At 46.0% G+C, this 18,862-nt stretch carries 8 protein-coding genes; 1 reads left to right on the forward strand and 7 read right to left on the reverse strand.

All coding sequences use genetic code 11. From position 1 onward, the window contains the following. Positions 1 to 137: 137 nt before the first annotated feature. The 6 genes from SY83_RS07600 to SY83_RS07625 all read right to left on the reverse strand — a co-directional run bounded on the left by SY83_RS07600 (position 138) and on the right by SY83_RS07625 (position 14,398). On the reverse strand, positions 138 to 1,475 hold the full coding sequence (locus SY83_RS07600) for a hypothetical protein (RefSeq protein ID WP_157279813.1): 1,338 nt from the start codon (positions 1,473 to 1,475) through the stop codon (positions 138 to 140). 71 nt (positions 1,476 to 1,546) lie between these two features. Continuing rightward, positions 1,547 to 4,138 (reverse strand): fibronectin type III domain-containing protein, encoded by a 2,592-nt coding sequence (locus SY83_RS07605; RefSeq protein ID WP_197479991.1) that lies wholly within the window; start codon positions 4,136 to 4,138, stop codon positions 1,547 to 1,549. Positions 4,139 to 4,155: 17 nt separating this feature from the next. After that, complete coding sequence (locus SY83_RS07610) at positions 4,156 to 7,188, reverse strand: carboxypeptidase regulatory-like domain-containing protein (RefSeq protein WP_068605662.1); 3,033 nt, start codon at positions 7,186 to 7,188, stop codon at positions 4,156 to 4,158. Positions 7,189 to 7,424: 236 nt separating this feature from the next. Then, positions 7,425 to 11,909, reverse strand: coding sequence for an endo-1,4-beta-xylanase (locus SY83_RS07615; protein ID WP_068605664.1), 4,485 nt, complete (start codon positions 11,907 to 11,909; stop codon positions 7,425 to 7,427). A gap of 219 nt (positions 11,910 to 12,128) precedes the next feature. Beyond that, positions 12,129 to 13,235 (reverse strand): Gfo/Idh/MocA family protein, encoded by a 1,107-nt coding sequence (locus tag SY83_RS07620; protein ID WP_082882383.1) that lies wholly within the window; start codon positions 13,233 to 13,235, stop codon positions 12,129 to 12,131. A gap of 29 nt (positions 13,236 to 13,264) precedes the next feature. Further along, positions 13,265 to 14,398 carry a Gfo/Idh/MocA family protein gene (locus tag SY83_RS07625; protein WP_068605667.1) on the reverse strand — a complete coding sequence of 378 codons (1,134 nt, stop codon included), beginning with the start codon at positions 14,396 to 14,398 and terminating at the stop codon, positions 13,265 to 13,267. A gap of 197 nt (positions 14,399 to 14,595) precedes the next feature. On the opposite strand from SY83_RS07625, the gene SY83_RS07630 reads away from it, so the two are divergent. Continuing rightward, positions 14,596 to 16,227 (forward strand): helix-turn-helix domain-containing protein, encoded by a 1,632-nt coding sequence (locus SY83_RS07630; protein WP_068605669.1) that lies wholly within the window; start codon positions 14,596 to 14,598, stop codon positions 16,225 to 16,227. Between the two features lie 55 nt (positions 16,228 to 16,282). Here SY83_RS07630 and SY83_RS07635 read toward each other — a convergent pair whose 3' ends face one another. Further along, positions 16,283 to 18,490 carry a carbohydrate binding domain-containing protein gene (locus SY83_RS07635; RefSeq protein ID WP_068605671.1) on the reverse strand — a complete coding sequence of 736 codons (2,208 nt, stop codon included), beginning with the start codon at positions 18,488 to 18,490 and terminating at the stop codon, positions 16,283 to 16,285. Between the last annotated feature and the right edge of the window lie 372 nt (positions 18,491 to 18,862).

Raw genomic sequence — 18,862 nt, forward strand, 5'->3', positions numbered from 1 at the left:
ACGAAGAAGCCCCGGCAAATGCCGGGGCTTCTTCATGTAACCATTCCGGTGTGAAAAGCCCATAATTCAGCTAAGGAAGACTCGAAATGGAGACATCGTATTTAAATTTGAACGTATGATATCATCTGTTGTGTAGGTTACGGAAGGTTACCTCTAATAATCATTGGCTCGCTTACAAAATCGCCGTATACAGAACGGACTTCTATAAATCTGAAATCGGCCTTCGGAAATTCAAAGGAATGATATTGATAGGGCAGATATTGAACTTCTTCTCGTCCAGCTACCGTAGCCCCTCTGCCGTAATAAGAAAATAAATATTTGTCTGCAGGCCCTGCCGGACCGTCCTCCCAAGTTGCCTTTAAATTAAAATAAAAAGTATGCTCCCAATCGCCATTAGTAGGTTTGTAATAATCCGGTGTTAGTTTACGTTTCAATGTAAGTCTTTCCTCGGCTATGAACCGCCCGTAGATATATGCTTTTATCGTTCCGGTACCTGTCTCCTTACCTGGAGTAATTCTATAGAAACGATCGTATTCTAAGTTTGAAGCAGTGTCCCGGTTGAAGACTTCCTTATCAACATAAAAATGCTCCCAGACATCAAAATATACACTTGCCCATGCCTCACTGTCGTTAACGGGCTTTACGACTAGCTTCGCGCCGGCCTCACGGACATAGGCTAATCCAATGGCCATTTCGGCATCTTCCAGTTCCGTAAGCCTTTTACTTATAAAATTTTCAATGGTTTCTACTAACACCTGTTGTGTATCCATTGAGGCTAATTGAAAGTAATTGCATATTTTTGCAATCGGATTTTCATTTACATTGGGCTGATTCAACATTTCCTCTAGACAATCCAAAAGGTTATAATAGAACCCACGACCTATAATAACTTGAGCATCCTCTTTTGTAATTCCCCTGAGCCCTTTGAACTTCTCATTACCTACAAGAAATTCGGCCATATCCTCGATGGTCACAGGTTCCTTCACACCCGCTTTTCTTGCTAGTAAACCCAAAGTAGCCTGATGTTTATGACTATCCTTATAAATCTGAATCAATTGTGAAGTATCCCCATAATGCAATGTTGCCAGGCTCTTGAACAGCCAAAAGATCCCTTCTTTCACTTTGGCCTGCTCCTGCGGCTTAAACTGATCCTTCATCCGATTCCAAATGGGATCAAGCAAGGCTACATCCTCCGGGTTGCTGCCATCCAGGGAAGCTAATTGCTCACGGAATTTGTGCACGGATTCAACATCCTGCTGTTGGATTTCATCCCAGTAAGGGGTCCCTTTAAATTTATAAAGTCCATCGTGCACCCTCTTCTGATATTCAAGCAGTTGCAGTCCATATCGCATTAAACGTTCGTTTCTTGTTGAAGACGACGAATTAGCTTTTGTTTCGGCCAACGCAGGACTTGCACTCGCTCCTAGTATAAAGACAGCTAAACAGATAAAAAACAGCTTTCTTATTGTATTCATACCAATACCCCATCTCATAAGTTGATCCTACACTCGTCGATACATATCGTATCAACCCGCACATAAAGTACCTAATTTTCCACAATGGTAACGTTGATCACGATATCTTTGCCCATGGTTCTAGTCTCATCACTGCTGTGGGCCCATTGACTGCCTTGACGCAAGATTACCTTAGTTGTGCCTGCTTTTAAAGCTGTGAACGGTAAGTAGACTAACGGTGTTGTATAGGTAGTCGGATTTGTATTAGGATTCGGATTGAGCGGAAGTGATGTATCTCCTGTCTTTCCACCGACGATTTGAACAAATCCCTCCTGCCGTTGTTTAAAATAAAGCTTAAACGGCTTCTGTTGCTCAGAAGTCTGGATAGCTTGATCATCGAGTTTTAGGTAATTTGGATCCCACGATAAGTTCAATTTGTATGCCTGCGGACCGATGTTATCTTTAACAAATTGCGAAATGCTGAAATTCAACTTTTCTCCCATTTTATAGCTTGCCTTGGGCTGGTTAATTCCAAATCGAAACGGTGTCTCTTTCGTTCTGAGAGAAATCGTAATCGGTGTGCTTTTTATCCCAGTAATATCTTCAGCTTGAAGATACAGTACATACTCCTTATCAGGTGTTAGCCCTGTCACTTCAGCAGCAGTTTTATTTCCGGGTATCGTTACAGGAGGCTTTGCAGCATCGTAATAAACTTTATAATTGGCGACACCTTGATCATCTTTTGCCGGATCCCAATGAATGGTAACATTCGTATCGTCTACTTTATCCAATGTAACGTATTTCGTTTGCCACACGGGACCATAGTTCATATTAGGATCTGGCAGCCTTTTTAGTTTAAACTCAACGATCTTACCTGAATAGTCAAGGATAACCTCCTGCTCCATGAACTCGTAGCCCGCTAATTCAGCCTTTATTCTCAATGGGCCTATTTTACCTATCTTCTTGCTAATCATTCCTTCAGGGTTTGAATAATCTTCAAAAAAACTTAGTTCTTCTCCAGGTAAGAAGAATGATACCTTTGCTCCTTCCAATCTGTGGCCCTCTTCATCCGATACTTTAACCTCTACATTCGACTGAGCCAAATACCCACTGCAATCCATTTTATGAGTTCGGTCATAAGCTTCCACAGGGAGACCGGTGCTGTCAGTGACAGCATTGTAAGGGATCGTGAGTGTACACTTACCTCCGAATGGAAAATCCTTCTTAGGCTGAATTACAACTGCTTGTTCTTGATATTCTACCGTTAACTCCACATTCTCACTTGCCACCTCAGATTCAAGAACAAACTTCTCTCTGCCGAGTCCAGGCTTGATAGGCTTTGTGTAATATATTGTGATTGGACCATAGTATCCTACATAACGACTATTAATCTGCTTAATGGCGCTATCGGCTTCCGGTGTATAAAGCAGTATACTGTCTCCGGCTATGCGATAGTGATGATCCTGCATCCACTTTATTTTGCCGCTCTTACCGGAAAACTCTCTAATGTAAGGCTGCTCGAAACTAGCCTGCAGCAACATTTTATTGTCATTGTGAAACACTACGGTACCGTTACTGGTGACATAATCCAACCCTAAGTAAACATTAGATAGGAGCTGTTTTGTTTCGCCCGTTGGAGTAATGAGTTTGTAATCATAATTGCTCAGAGACAGACTATGCTGAAAGACAATCCAACCATTATTGAACTTATAATTGTAAGGATAAGAACGCACTTCTTTGTGGATAAGATAGCTCATCGTACCCTTGTCATCAATTAAAGCTAATGAGCAGTACTTCCTATTGGCTTCCATCGAACACTGTTCGGTTACCAGCTGTTTTCCATCTGATTGATAAGTCAGCAAATCAGGCTCATACTTCCAGAGTTTCGACGTCCCACCAAAGTATCTGTTGATGTAATTTCCGTAGTTATATACTACAACACCGCCTGGCATGAGCTTCGCCGATTTGTGGGAAGTGCCCTTAAATACCTTCTCTGTTGTGCCTGTTGCTAGATTTCTTAAGTGTGTGTCTGCACCGAATTCAAATAGAACGTAGTTGCCTTCTACTTGTATTGGCTGGGTGCTGTCGCTTTTCAGTATTTCCTGTTTTCCTTCCGCGGCTTCGTAAAGCACTTTACTTGTATCTAAGAGCAGGGCACCTCGGGATGTTAAGTAGCCCTCCTTGATATAATTAGCGTTAAATACGAATTGAACAGCTTCTGAAGAGATTGTTTTGATAAATACCGCTCCTTGCGGAGTCTGATATAAGATACGCTGGCCATCGTAATCCAAAGCACGTCCCTCTACTTTATGAAGCAGTTTCAAGCGGGAACTGGGATCCACATAGATTGGCAAAGTTTTGACTACCCGATTATATCCATCCGAAGATTCAAGGGTCAATGTATCCCGTCGCGCATAGTACTCACTCTTGATTTCACGTTGTATTTGCCCGTTTGGGCTGGATGCAATGAGAAAACCACCGATATCGGCCTTCAGATCCGCATTGTTATAGTCATCCTTCACCGATGCGTCTAAATAGAAGGAAGATTGAAACTGATACGGCTCCGATGGCGTCCTTACTACAATTTCCGGAGGACTATTGGGTACAAGCGATGCAGCGGAAACCATTTGAGTAAGAACGATAGATAATGTGATACAAATCACCAGCGTAATTACGAATTTCATGTTTATCATCCTAACGATCATTGGCCAGCCTCCTGCTCGTTCATATGCTCTACAACATAATCCATATCTTCGATGGTAATAAGGCCGTCTACATTCATGTCAAACATTTCCAGTGTTGTTGAGAATCCTCGAAGTGCAGAAGAAAGCAAGGCCACATCCATTATATCCACAACACCGCTGCGATCGAAATCTGCATCAACTACCCGAACCGAAGTAGACATTGAGGAACTGCTGGAGTAGGTAATATCTGACGGTTCAGAGTAACCGCTGGATTCCATCAAGGATAGGATATATTGTCCTGCGCGCTTAGCGGAGAATGATAATTCTGCCAATTGCACTTTGTCTCCAAGTCCTGAACCAGTGGCTCTCAGCTTTACCTTACCCGACTCAATCTGTTCTACTATAACGTCACCAAAACCAGGCATGGACCGAATCGTCTCTAACTTCAAAGAGAGCTCTTCCGGATTCCATTGAAGAACAGCCTCATACGAAGCAACCCTCGCCGGGGCGCCGACTGCAGAGAGTTGTACTTTTATGCCTTCAGACTTCTCATAGATGCCATTCTCTGCAAGGTTTAGTTGAACCCCTCTTTGCGGTGTGACGAACTCGGTATAAAGCGGAGCGCTCCATTGTCCCCGTTCGTCTAAGGCTTCAACCTGAACTGAATAGGAAGTGCCTTCCTTCAAATTTTTCAACATCAGGCTGTACACATCACCCGCTACCGTTACTGCCGAGGCCTGACCGCTGTATTTGATCCGGTACGACGTTACAGGCTTCTCATCTATTGCCGTCGGCCATGCAATCTGAGCTTGTTCATATCCAATATTGCTAACCGCAAGCTTCGCTTTGCTGTCCCAGTATGGAGCAGCATTCGGAACTTCCTCGGGGTTTAGATCGTATTTTATTTTCAATAAACTGCCGTCAAATTTAATTTGTTTGGTCTGGGGGAGATATCCCGGCGCGCTGACCGTTAACAAATAAATTCCAGGTTTTAAAATTTTAGTGCTGAACTTACCTTTCGCATCCGTTGAGAAATTGTAAATCAGTCCGGTTTGGCTTCTTAGTTCTGTTAAAGATACGTTTGCTTGGTCGATCGGGAAAGACTGGCTGTTGGTTACAGATACTTCTAAAGGAGTATAGAACGGCTTTACAATTCCTGTTATATCCTCCCACGTTCGATCATACGCCTCGAGTATCCGGTTGTTCGGATCGGTCAGAGCATCTCCCGGTAAGATAAGTTTATATTTTGATGCGTCTTGCATCTTGTTCTTAAGCTGAATAAAAAGTTCATTTCCTCTAATCTCCTTAGAAAATTGTACCGATTCATCGTCACCGTATTCAGAACTAAGCTGAATTTGTTCATAACCCGGTCCGGGCTTAATATCCCCGCTATACTTTACAATCAATTGATCCGTCCCCTGGATGCCCCCTCGATCACGATATACAGTACGGTAGACACTGGAACTTCCCGGTAATACCTTCACAACTGCATCCCCCAAAGCTCCATACAGTTCACTTCCAAAAAACTTTGGTTTATTCAAGTGATACGAAACAGCGGATGATACTGGTTGATCAAAGCTTGCCGTGTATAACTTTCCATTTACAACAAATAGGACTTGGCCGTCCTCGCTTAGAGAAATAATCTCAGCGCCAGAATAATTATGATCTGGACTAAGATACATTATTTTCACTTCCCCTTGAGGATTCCTTATTGCTATCTCCCAACCACCTACAAAATAAGCAAGCCAACCGTTGTTATATTCAAAAGTTCGGTGGGCTTCCATTTTAAAGTGATCAATCTGGGAAAAAACCAATTCCGGTTCTCCGCTCCCGCTATATAAATAGAGATAATTCATGTCTTCTTTAAAATCATGTGTGTAATATGCAATAGATTTACCGTCGTAAATCATGTCAAATGGCATGATCTTCCGTTCCGGAGAGCCAAAAACCGTTGTCATTCCATCCTGAACTTTGTAAACATTATCCGGAACATTATAGTTTCCATTTTTATAAACTACATCACCAACCGTACCAAAATCGATGACATTCGTACTTAACTTAAAAGTTTGATTCTGCTGGGTCAACAAATTTCTGAGGGTGTACAACCGATTACTCCATACCGGCTGATAGAATAAAGCGAAATTGCCTTTGGTCACAATCGATGAGAAAGGGATATTACTCAGTGGATCATTGTTTCCATTTACATGGTCATAAACAACTCCATTCTGATCCTCCAGCAAACAGCCTTTGGGTGTAAGCTTCCCATCTTTAATCACCGCGTCGACTGTAATTGGTTTCGTTACCCCTGTTTTTATGTACTTTACGTATACTTTGTTTTTGTTTACAAACAGAATGCGTGTTTCATCGAAATCCAGCACCCTGCCGGGCACGGAATGCTCTCTGACTAAGCGATGACTTGGATCAATATAAACGGGAAAGTAGGTTTTGGTCACTTTCTTACCATCTGTACTCTCAAATACGAGCTCTTGATTTTTGATTGCCCCTCCAAGGGAAACTTCACGTTTTATCGTACCGTCCGGACTGGAGGCTAATATGTCCGGTTCACCAAAATAATAGCTTCTTAAATAAATCTTCATACTGGCGGGTGTCAGATCATCTATTGTATAAACATTAGCAAGCACGGATTTAGATAGGAATTTGTAGGGAAATGGGGACCGTATACCAATATAAGGGGCGGTATCGATAAGAAACACAGTGTCTTTTGAAGCATAAAAGAGTCTCTCATGATTGCTGGCTGTTACAGACAATTTTGTCAGCATATGCGGTAAATCCTGAATGTCGAGGGTTCCTTCCCAATAATAATATCTATCTGTTAGATTTACTTTTTTATTCCCTATTGCAGCAATTACCTCTGTTGCCTTAAAGTTCAGCTTTACCCTGACCGTTACATTAGAAGCATTCGCCGCTACATAAGTGACTATGTTTGTTATTTCGGGGGTAGCCCCGGCCGCCTGTGAAGAAAGAGGGATAGAGACGAATAATATAATAAAAACCAATAATGAAGAAATTTTCTTATTAAACAAGCTCATAGAAAGCCTCCTTATTACTTAGTGAATTTTCTTTATTGATACAAATTGTATCAAACTAAAATTACCATTAAAGTCAACCTTAGTATATAGATATAACGTATTAGTACCAAAATCTTCCTACAGACAAAAATACAGGAAAAAAGGCCTACCTCTACAGCAGAAAAAATAAACAAGCTGACACCGATGGAGTATCAGCGCCAGCTTTCAGCCTAGGTTTTTTTAACTTTCGTATGTTTTTAAAGCTTGTTTGCAGCTTGGAGCACCGCCTTCACGATTACGGCGGATTGCGCCCTCGTGATATGTTCCTTCGGCGTGAGCAGATTGCCCGGCTTCCCTCGAATCAAGCCCGCTCGTAGTGCGAATGTAACACTTTCCAATGCCCACGAACTAACGGATTCCACATCAGTGAAGGAGATAATATTTATTTGCTCCGCAGTCATAGAATCATTGGTCATGTATGCGTAAGCTTTGTGAGCGATAACCGCCATTTCTTCGTTTGTAACGAACGCTTCCGGGTTAAACCGCTGATTTCCCTTGCCAGAGGTCCAACCCGCTTCGGCGGCTGCTGCTATATCATCCTTGTACCAGGCGGAACCCGGTATATCCACAAAAGGCAGCGGTTTGACGCCGCTTGACTTGATTTCCGCCGCCCTCACCATTAACGCGATGTATTCCGCTCTCGTCACCTTCGCCCCTGGATTATACTGTTCCGCTGAGACGCCCTTAACCAGATGCTTAGCCGCCAAAGTTTCAACAGCTTCCCGGGCATAGGAACCGACCAGGTCTGAAAAGGTCTTGGTATATTCCAATACTGTAAAATTGGAGAAATGCATCGTATTGAAATTCACATACCCAGCTTCGGTTCTTGTGCCGCCTGCATACTCCCACTTCTGCACAGGGTCATTGTAGCGGTACACACCCAATCTTTCCAAATGTGAAACGACTGATGGCTCGTATTTCAAACGGATGTTAACCGGTTTGGCCAAACGGTCTATCGGGATGTTACCTGCAGTAAGCGTAAAATTCAACATATCCGAAACAGCTAAGATCTGTTGCGGCTGTCCTTCAACTTGAACAGGCTTAAGATCTGCTTGTGAGCGGAGAAATGTAAGTATGACAGGTTGATTGGCCGGGATGTTCTCCGTGACGGTTCCTGGTGCGATTCGTATCGTTGCGCCCTGAAATTCAAAGGACAACATCTTTCCGAGCCGAGTCGCCTGTGCAAACACATCACTTGGTAGAACCCACTCCAACAATGGTGTCCCCCGCTCCTCAATCGCTTGCAGCCTTAAGACCTCCGTTTCTTTCTCGAGTTCGTTCAGGAATTGATCTCGGTCTACGATGGCAACGGTCTTCTCCACCCCGTCCTGCTGTTTGGTTATCGTTACGTCTACTAAACGTTTAGGCGTAATTGTAGTTAAATTTTCCACAGGTGAAGGTTGCGGTAACGGCGATCCCGGAACCGGATTGCCCGGTACCGGCAATTCTGGCAACGGAGGAACCTCCGGTGTCACAGGTTCTTCCGGTGTCACGGGTTCCTGAGGTGCCGCTTTCAGCAGGAGTACGCCATAATCCGCTGTGCTTCGATAACCTGTGTCGTTGTCACCGGACCATGTGCGGATACTTTGCCGCACAGCCGTTTCATCGGCATCGTTTACCTGCACATCATAGCCTACCATATCATCGACTTTACCCTGAAGTGACTGAAATTTGATTCGCATTTCCACAATATAGCCGTCAGCCGTCCTCTTTACGGAAGAGACAACTTCATGGTCGGGATTCCTGCCGTTATACGTATACTGATTATTGTAATTGACACGGTATTGCGCATCTCCTGTTTCCTCATAGTCCGCTGTCTTTCCGTTATTTTCATCCAGGAACACTTCAATACTGTCTTGTTCATAGGCATTGGCAGACCCGTCATTCAGTCCCTTGTCTTTCACTTCGCTCAATACGTACAGATAATCTTGATCCCACAGAGCTTTAAACGAGCCTGTGGCGGGGTCGGTATAGCCCGAAGTTATTCTGGATTGCAAGGAAGTTTCAATCTGTGCGGCACGGCTCCACACCTCATCGGTCTCTCCGTCGATTATGGGAGGTGTATGAACTTGAACAGCTTGCGTCACAGGGATCTGTTCATACCTTATCGCTCCGTAATTGGATGTCCCCGTATGTTGCGAATGCAAAGGGTCATTCCAGCTTACCATGGTGTCTCCGTCCGTGATTCGGATATCGAATCCGGTTACGCCTTTCAAATCAGGCTTATCCTGCTGCATAGGGATTTTCAATTCGATATCGTAACCGTTCTCCTTATTCCGTACAACAGCTTCAGCTTCTCCTTCCACATTACCGTTTCGAAGCACCTTAATTATTCGGTCGTTTGAATCCAAAGCCGCACTCTTGGAATGATCCGGGTCCAGGAAGATTTGCACGCCATCCGTGAAATCCGCCGACTCATCCTTTACATCTGCATATACGTAAACATGATTCTCATCCCAAAGGACTTGAAACGTTGTCCCTGATCCCCCAACCGGAATCGGACGAAGATACTTCCATTCCGCTTCCTTTATACCGTCTGCGACCGGCGTCCCCTTGGCCGCAGTAATCTCTTGCGTCAGGACCGGCAACATCGATGAATTTGCCACGCCCCAGAAGGCATACTTCGCATGATATTGACGGTCAAACAACAGGGGATGGCCGGCATTAACATAACCGTGCCCGTACTCCGGCATATTCAACCATGACTTTCCGTCCTGCACGCCCCATAGGGTTACACCGGTCAGTTCCCCCTCCTCGGCTTTCTTTTTTAACACCTCGAACAATGCCTTCATGCGGTAACCTTGCGCAACATCGGCTTCCCGCGGGAGCGTATACTGTGCGCTCTGATACCGGTCATACAAATCCAGGTCCAGTTCGGTAAGCTGGACTTCAACGCCCGCGCCGGCATACTCATCAATCGCTTTTGAAATCAAGTCCGCTGTTGGTGTGTCCATACCTATATGCGCTTGCATCCCAAACCCGTCGATTGGAATTCCACGTTGCTTAAAATCCTTAATCATTCGAAGAATAACGGCTTTTCTGGCCGGATCGGTTTCCATAAAGTCATTATAGAAGAGCTTGATGTCTTTCGTGCCGTCAGCCAGATCCGCATCATAAGCGTATTTAAAGGCCTTCTCAATATAAGCGGCACCTAGAAAATCGTAGAACAAATTGCGGCGAATACCGTCTTCCTGCTTTTCGTCCAATGCTTCATTTACGACATCCCAAGCATAAATGCTGTGATTCATTCCCTCATATCTCTTAACCAGATCCTCAATATGATTCTTCATACGGTCGTCTACCTTTTGAACATCAGCAGGATCCGCAGGATTTAAACTTCTCGCTCCGTCTTTGAAAAACCATTCTGGTGTGGAGAGTCCATAAACCAGCGCGTGACCTCGTACTTTCATCCCGTGGGATTGGGCATAATCCACAATGGCATCCGCGCCTTCCCATTCATAAGTATCTTCTTCGGTATGGATCACATAAGCTTTCATGGCATTCTCCGGGGTCATACTGGCAAAATGCTTCTCAAGCAGCGCCCGATCCCCTTCCGCCGTCAACGCAGAAGGTTCGACAGCAGCGCCGATGGGAAAGTAAGGTGCCAGAATATCCTTAAGCGAAGGAACGTCTTCCTCGATCAAGGATGTTTTCTTCGCAATCCTTACATCATCCATATAATACGTAAACAGTCCCGGTGAAGATTCTGAGTCCACTTTAAGACTAAAGTCCGTGTAAGTTACACCTGCGGGTATAGAAAAACTCCCTTTCAGTAAAGTCCATGTCTGAGGCTGGATCTGCCGGGAGTTCAGTGTTTCGTAGGTATCGCTACCGCCCAAAGCGCGCTTTAATGTGAACTTTAAGTTCTGGGCTTCCGTCACTTCATCGGCTAATTTCACCCAAGCTTCCGCTTCGTACGTTTGACCGGCTTCAGTCTTGCCCAACAGCGTATATTGCGCGCCTTGCCAGTTGGCTTTGCGTCCCGCCACTTCCAAGCTCCGGCTCCCCGAATAAGCTTGGTAAGTGACGGATGAAACCGTCACCCCTTCCCAATCGCCAAGAGCCGTCCAGCCGCCAGTCTCACCATCCTCAAAGCCCGTGTCAAGTAAAGCCGTTGCGGAGGATGGCTGAATAGACACCTGGTCCAGCCAGACACTGTTGTCATCTCCACCCATATAGAACACTAAATTGGAGGTCGGATCATTTACACCCAGCACATAGGTATGCGTAAACGACTGGACATCCGTCGACAGCTGAAAGGTTTGTTCCATATATCCGGTGTATGGATCCGCCGATTGCTGAACCACAGCCTTGATCACTCTAGGCGCTGAAGCTTTCGCCCGAAAGCTCAACGTGTATGTTACACCTGCTTCTGCAGGCATCGCTTGGGACGTTTGAACTTTCCATTCGGCGTCCCCTCCGTCCGTAATCATTACTTCATAGCTATTCGCCCCGCTTAAACCCGCATCATTACTTACACGAGTCGAAACGGTTGTTCCCGAATCATGCCAAGTAAACCAGTCTGTATCCCCTTGATCGAATTCACCGTTCTTGATCAGTTCTTCCGAAGCCGCTGAAAGTGTTGTTGTCGGATAAACAGGAAACCCGCTCAGTGCCAATCCCAAGATTAAAGTTGCTCTAACTATAAATAACCATGATTTCCTTCCATTTTTAAATATCATGTAATCCTCCCTCTCCTCAAATGATGTTACCGCTTACAAGAACCGAAATCAGTCAAACCATTAGCTCTTGTTGCTGTCAAGTATAGGCATTTGGTCATCAACACTTCTATCTCTGGCGGTACCATCTGTAGCAGAATGATGACCTGTTAGGCGGCAGGCCTCCACTTCGGCGAAAAATGAGCAATAAAAAAACCGGGTTCACGGAACCCGGCAATCTCCTTAACGCGCCACCGGCTGTGTTTTCTCCAGATGGCTGTGGTTCATAGCTTCAATTAACATGTGGAACAGCTTCAGATCATCCAGAGAATCTTCCGGCGTTGTTCTGATTTCTGCTCCCCGTACCAGCGCTTCCCAAAAGTGATTTAATTCTACTGTATACGGATCCGTGTATGTCGGCCGCAATACCGTTTCTTTATACATGTCACCTTCTGTTTCCTGCAAAATCAACTTTACAGGCAAATGACGAATATAAGGAGTATCGTACTCCACACGAACGGTCTTGGTGTCTCCAAAAACTTCAATCCCCGCATCAAATCTTCCTTGGTTGTCTAAACCCGTCTCAAAATGCACATGAAATCCATCATATTCCAATACAGCCGACAGAAACATCCCCTGATTCCATCTGGAAGCGGCCAACACCCTGTTCGGCATCCCGATCAAATCACGCATGGCTGACAGATCATGGCTGCTGAGTCCGCAAAGAAGACGATAGGTAGAGCCGTAATCTGCGGCAAGGTCTCCGATCGCTTCCTGTAGCAGTTGGTTCCCGCGTTCCGACTTTTCCTTGCCCATTTCCTCCGGAATGTCGTTAAACCGGTAGACAGGTGTCGTTTGCCCGATGAAATAAGCGTTAGGCCCGATGATGTCGCGAACCCTGACAAAGTTGATTCGGCCCATGCGGTGAACCTCTTCCATCGCCATCTGGAATGCAGGTGCGTAACGGCGCATATATCCTACCATCACTTTTACACCATTCTCATTCTTCGCCTCAATCACTTTCTGCGCGTCCGCAATGGTTAAACTCATGGGTTTCTCGACAAATACATGTTTCCCCTGCCGTGCAGCCTCAACAATACATTCCGTATGGTATTCATCGCTGTTCAAGACAAATACTGCCTCAACTTGTTCATCGGCAATTAATTCCGAAGGATTTAAATAACGTCGGCTAACGTTATAGCGATCACCGATTGCCGATAATAATCCAGCCGAAACATCGCAGATCGCGGTAATTTCATACCGGTCTGCCATGCCTTGCAGAATGGGTAAGTGAATAATTTGGGCGACCTCTCCTAGACCGATCATGCCTAATTTAACAACGCGCGACATCCTCATCTCTCCTTCTAAACGATTTATATTCATAAGTTACTCTCGACCCGAACCCACTGCCGTGACGCTATGGACTTCTCTACCGCGTCCAACACCTGTTGGCATCGCAACCCGTCCGTGAAATTGGGGGAGCACGGTCTGTCGGTTTTAATGGCTTCCAGCAATTCCAGCACAGCATGGATGAACGTGTGTTCGAATCCAATGCCATGGCCGGCGGGCCACCAAGCATGCATATAAGGATGGCAAGATTCTGTGGCCAGAATGGTTTTAAACCCTTGCGATCCCGCATCGTCGCCGGTATCGTACACCTCTAACTCGTTCATTCGTTCGAAATTGAATCGGATGCTTCCTTCACTGCCGTAAATCTCAAATCCGTTCGCGCAACGTCTGCCTCCGGCAACCCGCGATGCCTCAAAAGTGCCCATCGCGCCGTTCTCAAAGCAGGCAAGAAACGAAGTGGCATCGTCTACCGTTACCTCCCTGAAGGCGGCCTCATCCATTTCTTCCGCGGATGGTTGACGATGCGTGACAAAGGTTCGGCTCATGCCCGAAACCTCCTGAAACTCACCTACCAAGAATCGGGCCAAGTCCACGGCATGCGCGTTCAAGTCGCCATGCGCGCCGGAGCCGGCAACGCTGCGATCTAGTCGCCAGACGTAAGGAGCATCCTTATCCGTAAGCCAATCTTGGAGAAACCAACCGCGGTATTGACGAACTTGACCTATGCGTCCCTCATCCAATAATTTCTTTGCCAGACGTATGGCCGGCACAAACCGATAATTAAAGCACACCATATGCTTCGCGCCCGATTGCTCCGCCGCCTCGGCCATTTCCCGGGCATCCTCCAGCGTAATCGCAAGCGGCTTTTCGCATATGACATGCTTGCCGTTCTTCAAAGCCGCTAAGGCAATCTCCTTATGCGCGTTACTCGGCGTGTTGATGTCTACGAGATCGATGGCAGGATGGGTTACGACTTCATTCCAGTCGGTGGACCATTGCTCCCAACCCAGCTGCGTTGCCGCCCGCGATACGCCTCGTTCATCTCTGCCGCAAATGATAAGCCTGCGCGGAGCCAGCGTCTCCGGGAAGAAAAGTTTTACGTCATGGTATGCATGCGTATGCGCTTTGCCCATGAATTTATAACCAATCATACCGATATTCATCCGCGTTCTCCCTTAATAAACGTGATCACTTTGTAGCCAGTTTAGGATTATTAAGCAAGTGAAGTCAAGCGTTTCGGCCCCTGCCTTAAGGAGAAGTCATGAGAGTGTCTTCAGATGTCATAATGTTGCTATACTCAACCTTTAGGCGTGGTACTATAAGGAAAGAGAACATCAATGTTGACGTACGGAGGCCTGTTATGTACAACCTGCTGATCGTGGATGATGAAATTATTGCGGTGAAAGCCATAGCCAAGGGGCTGGATTGGTCCGGACTTCCGATTGCTTCTATTCACGAAGCTTATGATTATGACGAGGCTGCCGAAGTGCTGCGAACTCAGCCCATTGACTTGTTGATCACGGATATCGAGATGCCCGGTAAAGACGGATTGGAGCTGTTAGATTACGCTAATTCCGTACATCCGCATTTAGTAAGCATCATTACGACGGGACACGCCAATTTCGACTACGCCCATCGGGCCATTCAATACGGCAGTATGCATTATTTACTTAAGCCGCTTGACTATAATGAACTGAAAGCACTGATTACCTCGGCTGTGACCAAAATATCCGAACACAGAAACATCGAGCAATTTTACGTCGCTTATGACCAATATCAGAAACAGCGGGACCAGCAGCTGCCGCTGTTAAGAGAACGATTCTGGCAAGATCTTGTAAATCAGCGGATCCTGCTTACCCCTGATCGAATCGAAGCCGCGGCAACCCTTTATGAAATTCCCGTTTCGGCGCAAACCCGGGTACTTCCGGTGCTGATCAGTGTAGAGCAATGGTACAAGGAGTTAACTACCCGAGATGAAGAAATTATGGAATACGCCTTGCGGAATGCGGCATCAGAGATCATTCTCGGTTCCTATAGCGGTCAGGTTCTCCAGGAGCGCAGCGGTTCTAATCTTGTATTATTCTTCTTCGAAAGTGACGATGATTATGAATCTCCGCACTCACAACTGATCTACGAGCAATGCAAGGAGTATGTGAAACAATGCGCCGCTTATTTTCATTGCAGTTTGTCTTGTTATCTTGGTGTGCCGAGTCCCCTCCAAGATTTGTCCCTCATGTTCCGCAAGCTGGTTGAAACAGAGAAAGACAATGTGGTCCGCACCCAATCTGTCTTGTTTCACACCGACACCAAGGAAGAATCCAATGAAACAGCAGCTTTGCATCTGCCCGATTTTAAGCTTTGGGGAAATCTTCTGGAGACCGGCATGGAAGCGGAATTCAAGCAAATCATGCAGACTTGGTTTGAACAAACCCCGGAAGAAAAGCTCAATGCTAAGACGCTAAAGGCGTTCTATAGCAGCTTTATACACATGATCTATCAGGTCTTGGCCGTAAGAGGGATTCGGCATCAGGAAATTCCCACACTGAGCAATGACACCGATGCGGGTGTCACTGTGCTCCGATCCGTTCACTCCCTTCACCAGTGGTCATCGCAACTGGCTGGTGAATATTTGGCCTGGATTCGCATTCATGCGGTTTCCTCATATTCCGTCTGTGTGGCCGAGGCTATTGCATTCATTGAAAGCCATTTGGAAGAAGAGCTGTCCAGAGAACAGATTGCGGATGAAGTGCATCTGAATTCCGCTTATTTATCGAGACTGTTCAAGAAGGAAACAGGGCTATCCTTAAGTGATTACATTATGAATCTTAGGATGGAGAAAGCCAAACTACTTCTAAGGGAACCGCATATCAAGATCAGCCAGGCCGCTTCAGCCGTAGGGTACACCCACTTCTCCCACTTTGCCAAAATGTTCAAACGTATTATCGGACAAACGCCCCAGGAGTATCGCAAAGGTTTCTTGAACAGAGATTAAAACTCAAATAACCCCCGCTCCTTTTAAAAGCAAGCGGGGGTTATTTCGTTTACTGCTATTGTCGGATCAGCTTCACATTATCGATACTTCCAGAGTTCGCGGACGGTGCCCATACATAGATTAACACGCTTGTATTGGAGGATCCTGTTGTAAACGTGATGACAGGGATGGCTCCCCAGGTTGAAGAAGTGATTTGTCTTACAATTTCCGTGCCTCCATAATCCTTGGCGCCAATGTTAATGTAACCGCTGGAAGCCAAAGCGTGCGCGCTCAGGGTGTATGTTGTATTTGGCGATAAGCCCGTCACGGTCTGCGCAATCCCGTTGCCAGCGGAGTACAATCCGTAATTCCCTTCGTACTTTGAAGAGGCGCTTGCTTGCTGCGTTCCTCCCCAAGACGTCCATCCGTTCGTATTTCCGCTTTCGAAATCCCCGTTCGTTATCAGATTCACTGCTCCCGAACCCGCTGTTAAAGACAATGCATCCACATATACGTCATTCGAATTGCCGCCGAATAGGAATTTCAAATTCGTAGCGCTGTCACTAGTTGAAGGTACGAAAGTATAATTGAACGTTTGAGCGCTCGTGGTCAAGTTGACGGTTTCATTCAGATAATTCGTATACGGCGAATTTCCCTGTTGTAATTGAACGGCAATTGAACGGTTGGATGAAGACTTTGCTTTAAAGGAAAGAGTATAGGTTGTTCCCGCTTGCACTGTTAATCCGTTCTGTCCGGCTTGCAGCTTCCAATCCGCGTCACTGCCGTTCGTCACATCAAGCAATAACGCGTTATTACCGCTAAGACCCGCATTCCCTGTAACGGAGACAGAGCCGGATGCCGTGGAGTCCGTCCAGGACCACCACGCGGATGTGCCGTTATCCAATTCGCCGTTGGCAAGTAAGTTGGACCCTCCGGAAGGCGTCCCGGATCCGGCCGCTTCATAGGCTCCCTGATCAAATCCGTTCCCTTGCGGACGGGAAACCGGACTAAACAAGGAGGCAACCTCGCCTTTTCCGCTGATATAGCTTAAGTTAGGGGCGTACCGGTACCAGGATACAGGCTGATTCGAGGTCGTCTTCAACAATGCGCCTGAATCAAATCCAATACTGTCAGACGGTGCGCCTGATGATGTTCCCGTATCCAAGGAAGGAGAAGAGGATTGCAATCTAAAATTAGCGTTATCTCCATCGACAAATAACGGGTTGGATGAGCCGGATTGCCCGCTAATGTTGTTGTTCTGGAACGTGCTGTTCGTAAACGGATTCGAATGATATAATCCACTGCCGAACGATTGATACACCAGATTGTTCTTTACTACGGCGTTGTCCACGGCATCATGTCCGTAAAATCCAAGTCCTGTGCCGCCGTTTACATAATTCGGTTCTTTGCCGTTATCATATAGAGTATTGTTTATAATTGTGCCATAGCTGCTCTCCGTCATAATAATTCCCGCGCCTCCGTTCTCAAAGGCGATATTATTCTCAATGCGCACTCCGCCATTATAGAAGGAGAGGTCAACAATGATGCCGTTCCCGTCCGTGTGTGCTGCGGATACGTCAATATTATGGTAAGTGACATTATTTTTGACCAGGTTGTTGTTCCCGTACATCCCCCATAGATTAATACCGCTCGACCAGGAACCGGTGTCCGGATTATATCCCGTACGCCCCACGATATTTCGTTCAATGGTTATGTCGCTTGCGTTCATGACGGTAATTCCATTCTGTCCGTGACGATCCACAACATTATTACGGATAATTACATTTGAGACCGTTTTATAAGGTGAAATCTCCCTGTTGTCACTTGGTCTGCGCGCGGGAGTAGTCCATCCGATGTTGATCGCCGATCTCCAGTAATTCTGAATGACAAAGCCGTCAATAATAACGTATTGTCCCTTGCCAGCACCCTGTTCATTCTCCCCGTAATAGAATGCTACTCCTGCGGTTCCGCCGCCATCCAGCACCGGCAATTCTCCCGGATAATTGCGGATCGTGATGTAATTTCCGGCTGACCCGGATTTGGACAGATACGTTTCGCCCATGGCATACGTTCCTCCTCTGACATAGACCGTATCTCCAGGCTCGGCAACCTCCATAAACTTATTGATTGTGGCAAAAGGCTGCGCAAGCGTACCCGGGTTACTATTGCTGCCCGTAGTTGAAACATAATACGAGGAAGCCGCATAGCCTTTGTTCGGTGCGAGATTTAGACCGGTGAGGATTAGAGCAAGCATTAACAGAACCGATACCGTTTGTTTGATCACTATTGTTTTCCTCCTGACATAGAATGGAATATAATGCTTTAAATCAGGGACCTCCTTCCGGTTTCGACATTGGCAACTGCGCAAGACAAAGGATATGAAACTTAGGCGGACTAAAATGTAAGCCTTATCATTTATCTCGACAAGAGTATAGCTTGAGCGAGCCTTGAAAATCTAACGCTGGATAACACTTCGGATAGCATTCTGATGACTTTATGAGACACAAAATTTAGTTTGTCAGCAGTTGCACAGGTATTTACTAATGTCTTTTTGCCAAGCCTTGCTCTTCTCACGGTGATAGCTTCTTGCGCTGGGTTCTTTTTTTGTATCCGGGACAATAAATTCTTCTTTCCGTAAAATCCTTCCAGTGATACA

Source organism: Paenibacillus swuensis, from assembly GCF_001644605.1.
GTDB classification, from domain to species: domain Bacteria; phylum Bacillota; class Bacilli; order Paenibacillales; family DY6; genus Paenibacillus_N; species Paenibacillus_N swuensis.

Excerpts from the sequence above, each read along its gene's own strand:
- SY83_RS07600 (WP_157279813.1), bottom strand. The coding sequence starts at position 1,475 with ATGAATACAATAAGAAAGCTGTTTTTTATCTGTTTAGCTGTCTTTATA.
- SY83_RS07605 (WP_197479991.1), bottom strand. The coding sequence starts at position 4,138 with ATGAAATTCGTAATTACGCTGGTGATTTGTATCACATTATCTATCGTT.
- SY83_RS07610 (WP_068605662.1), bottom strand. The coding sequence starts at position 7,188 with ATGAGCTTGTTTAATAAGAAAATTTCTTCATTATTGGTTTTTATTATA.
- SY83_RS07615 (WP_068605664.1), bottom strand. The coding sequence starts at position 11,909 with ATGATATTTAAAAATGGAAGGAAATCATGGTTATTTATAGTTAGAGCA.
- SY83_RS07620 (WP_082882383.1), bottom strand. The coding sequence starts at position 13,235 with ATGTCGCGCGTTGTTAAATTAGGCATGATCGGTCTAGGAGAGGTCGCC.
- SY83_RS07625 (WP_068605667.1), bottom strand. The coding sequence starts at position 14,398 with ATGAATATCGGTATGATTGGTTATAAATTCATGGGCAAAGCGCATACG.
- SY83_RS07630 (WP_068605669.1), top strand. The coding sequence starts at position 14,596 with ATGTACAACCTGCTGATCGTGGATGATGAAATTATTGCGGTGAAAGCC.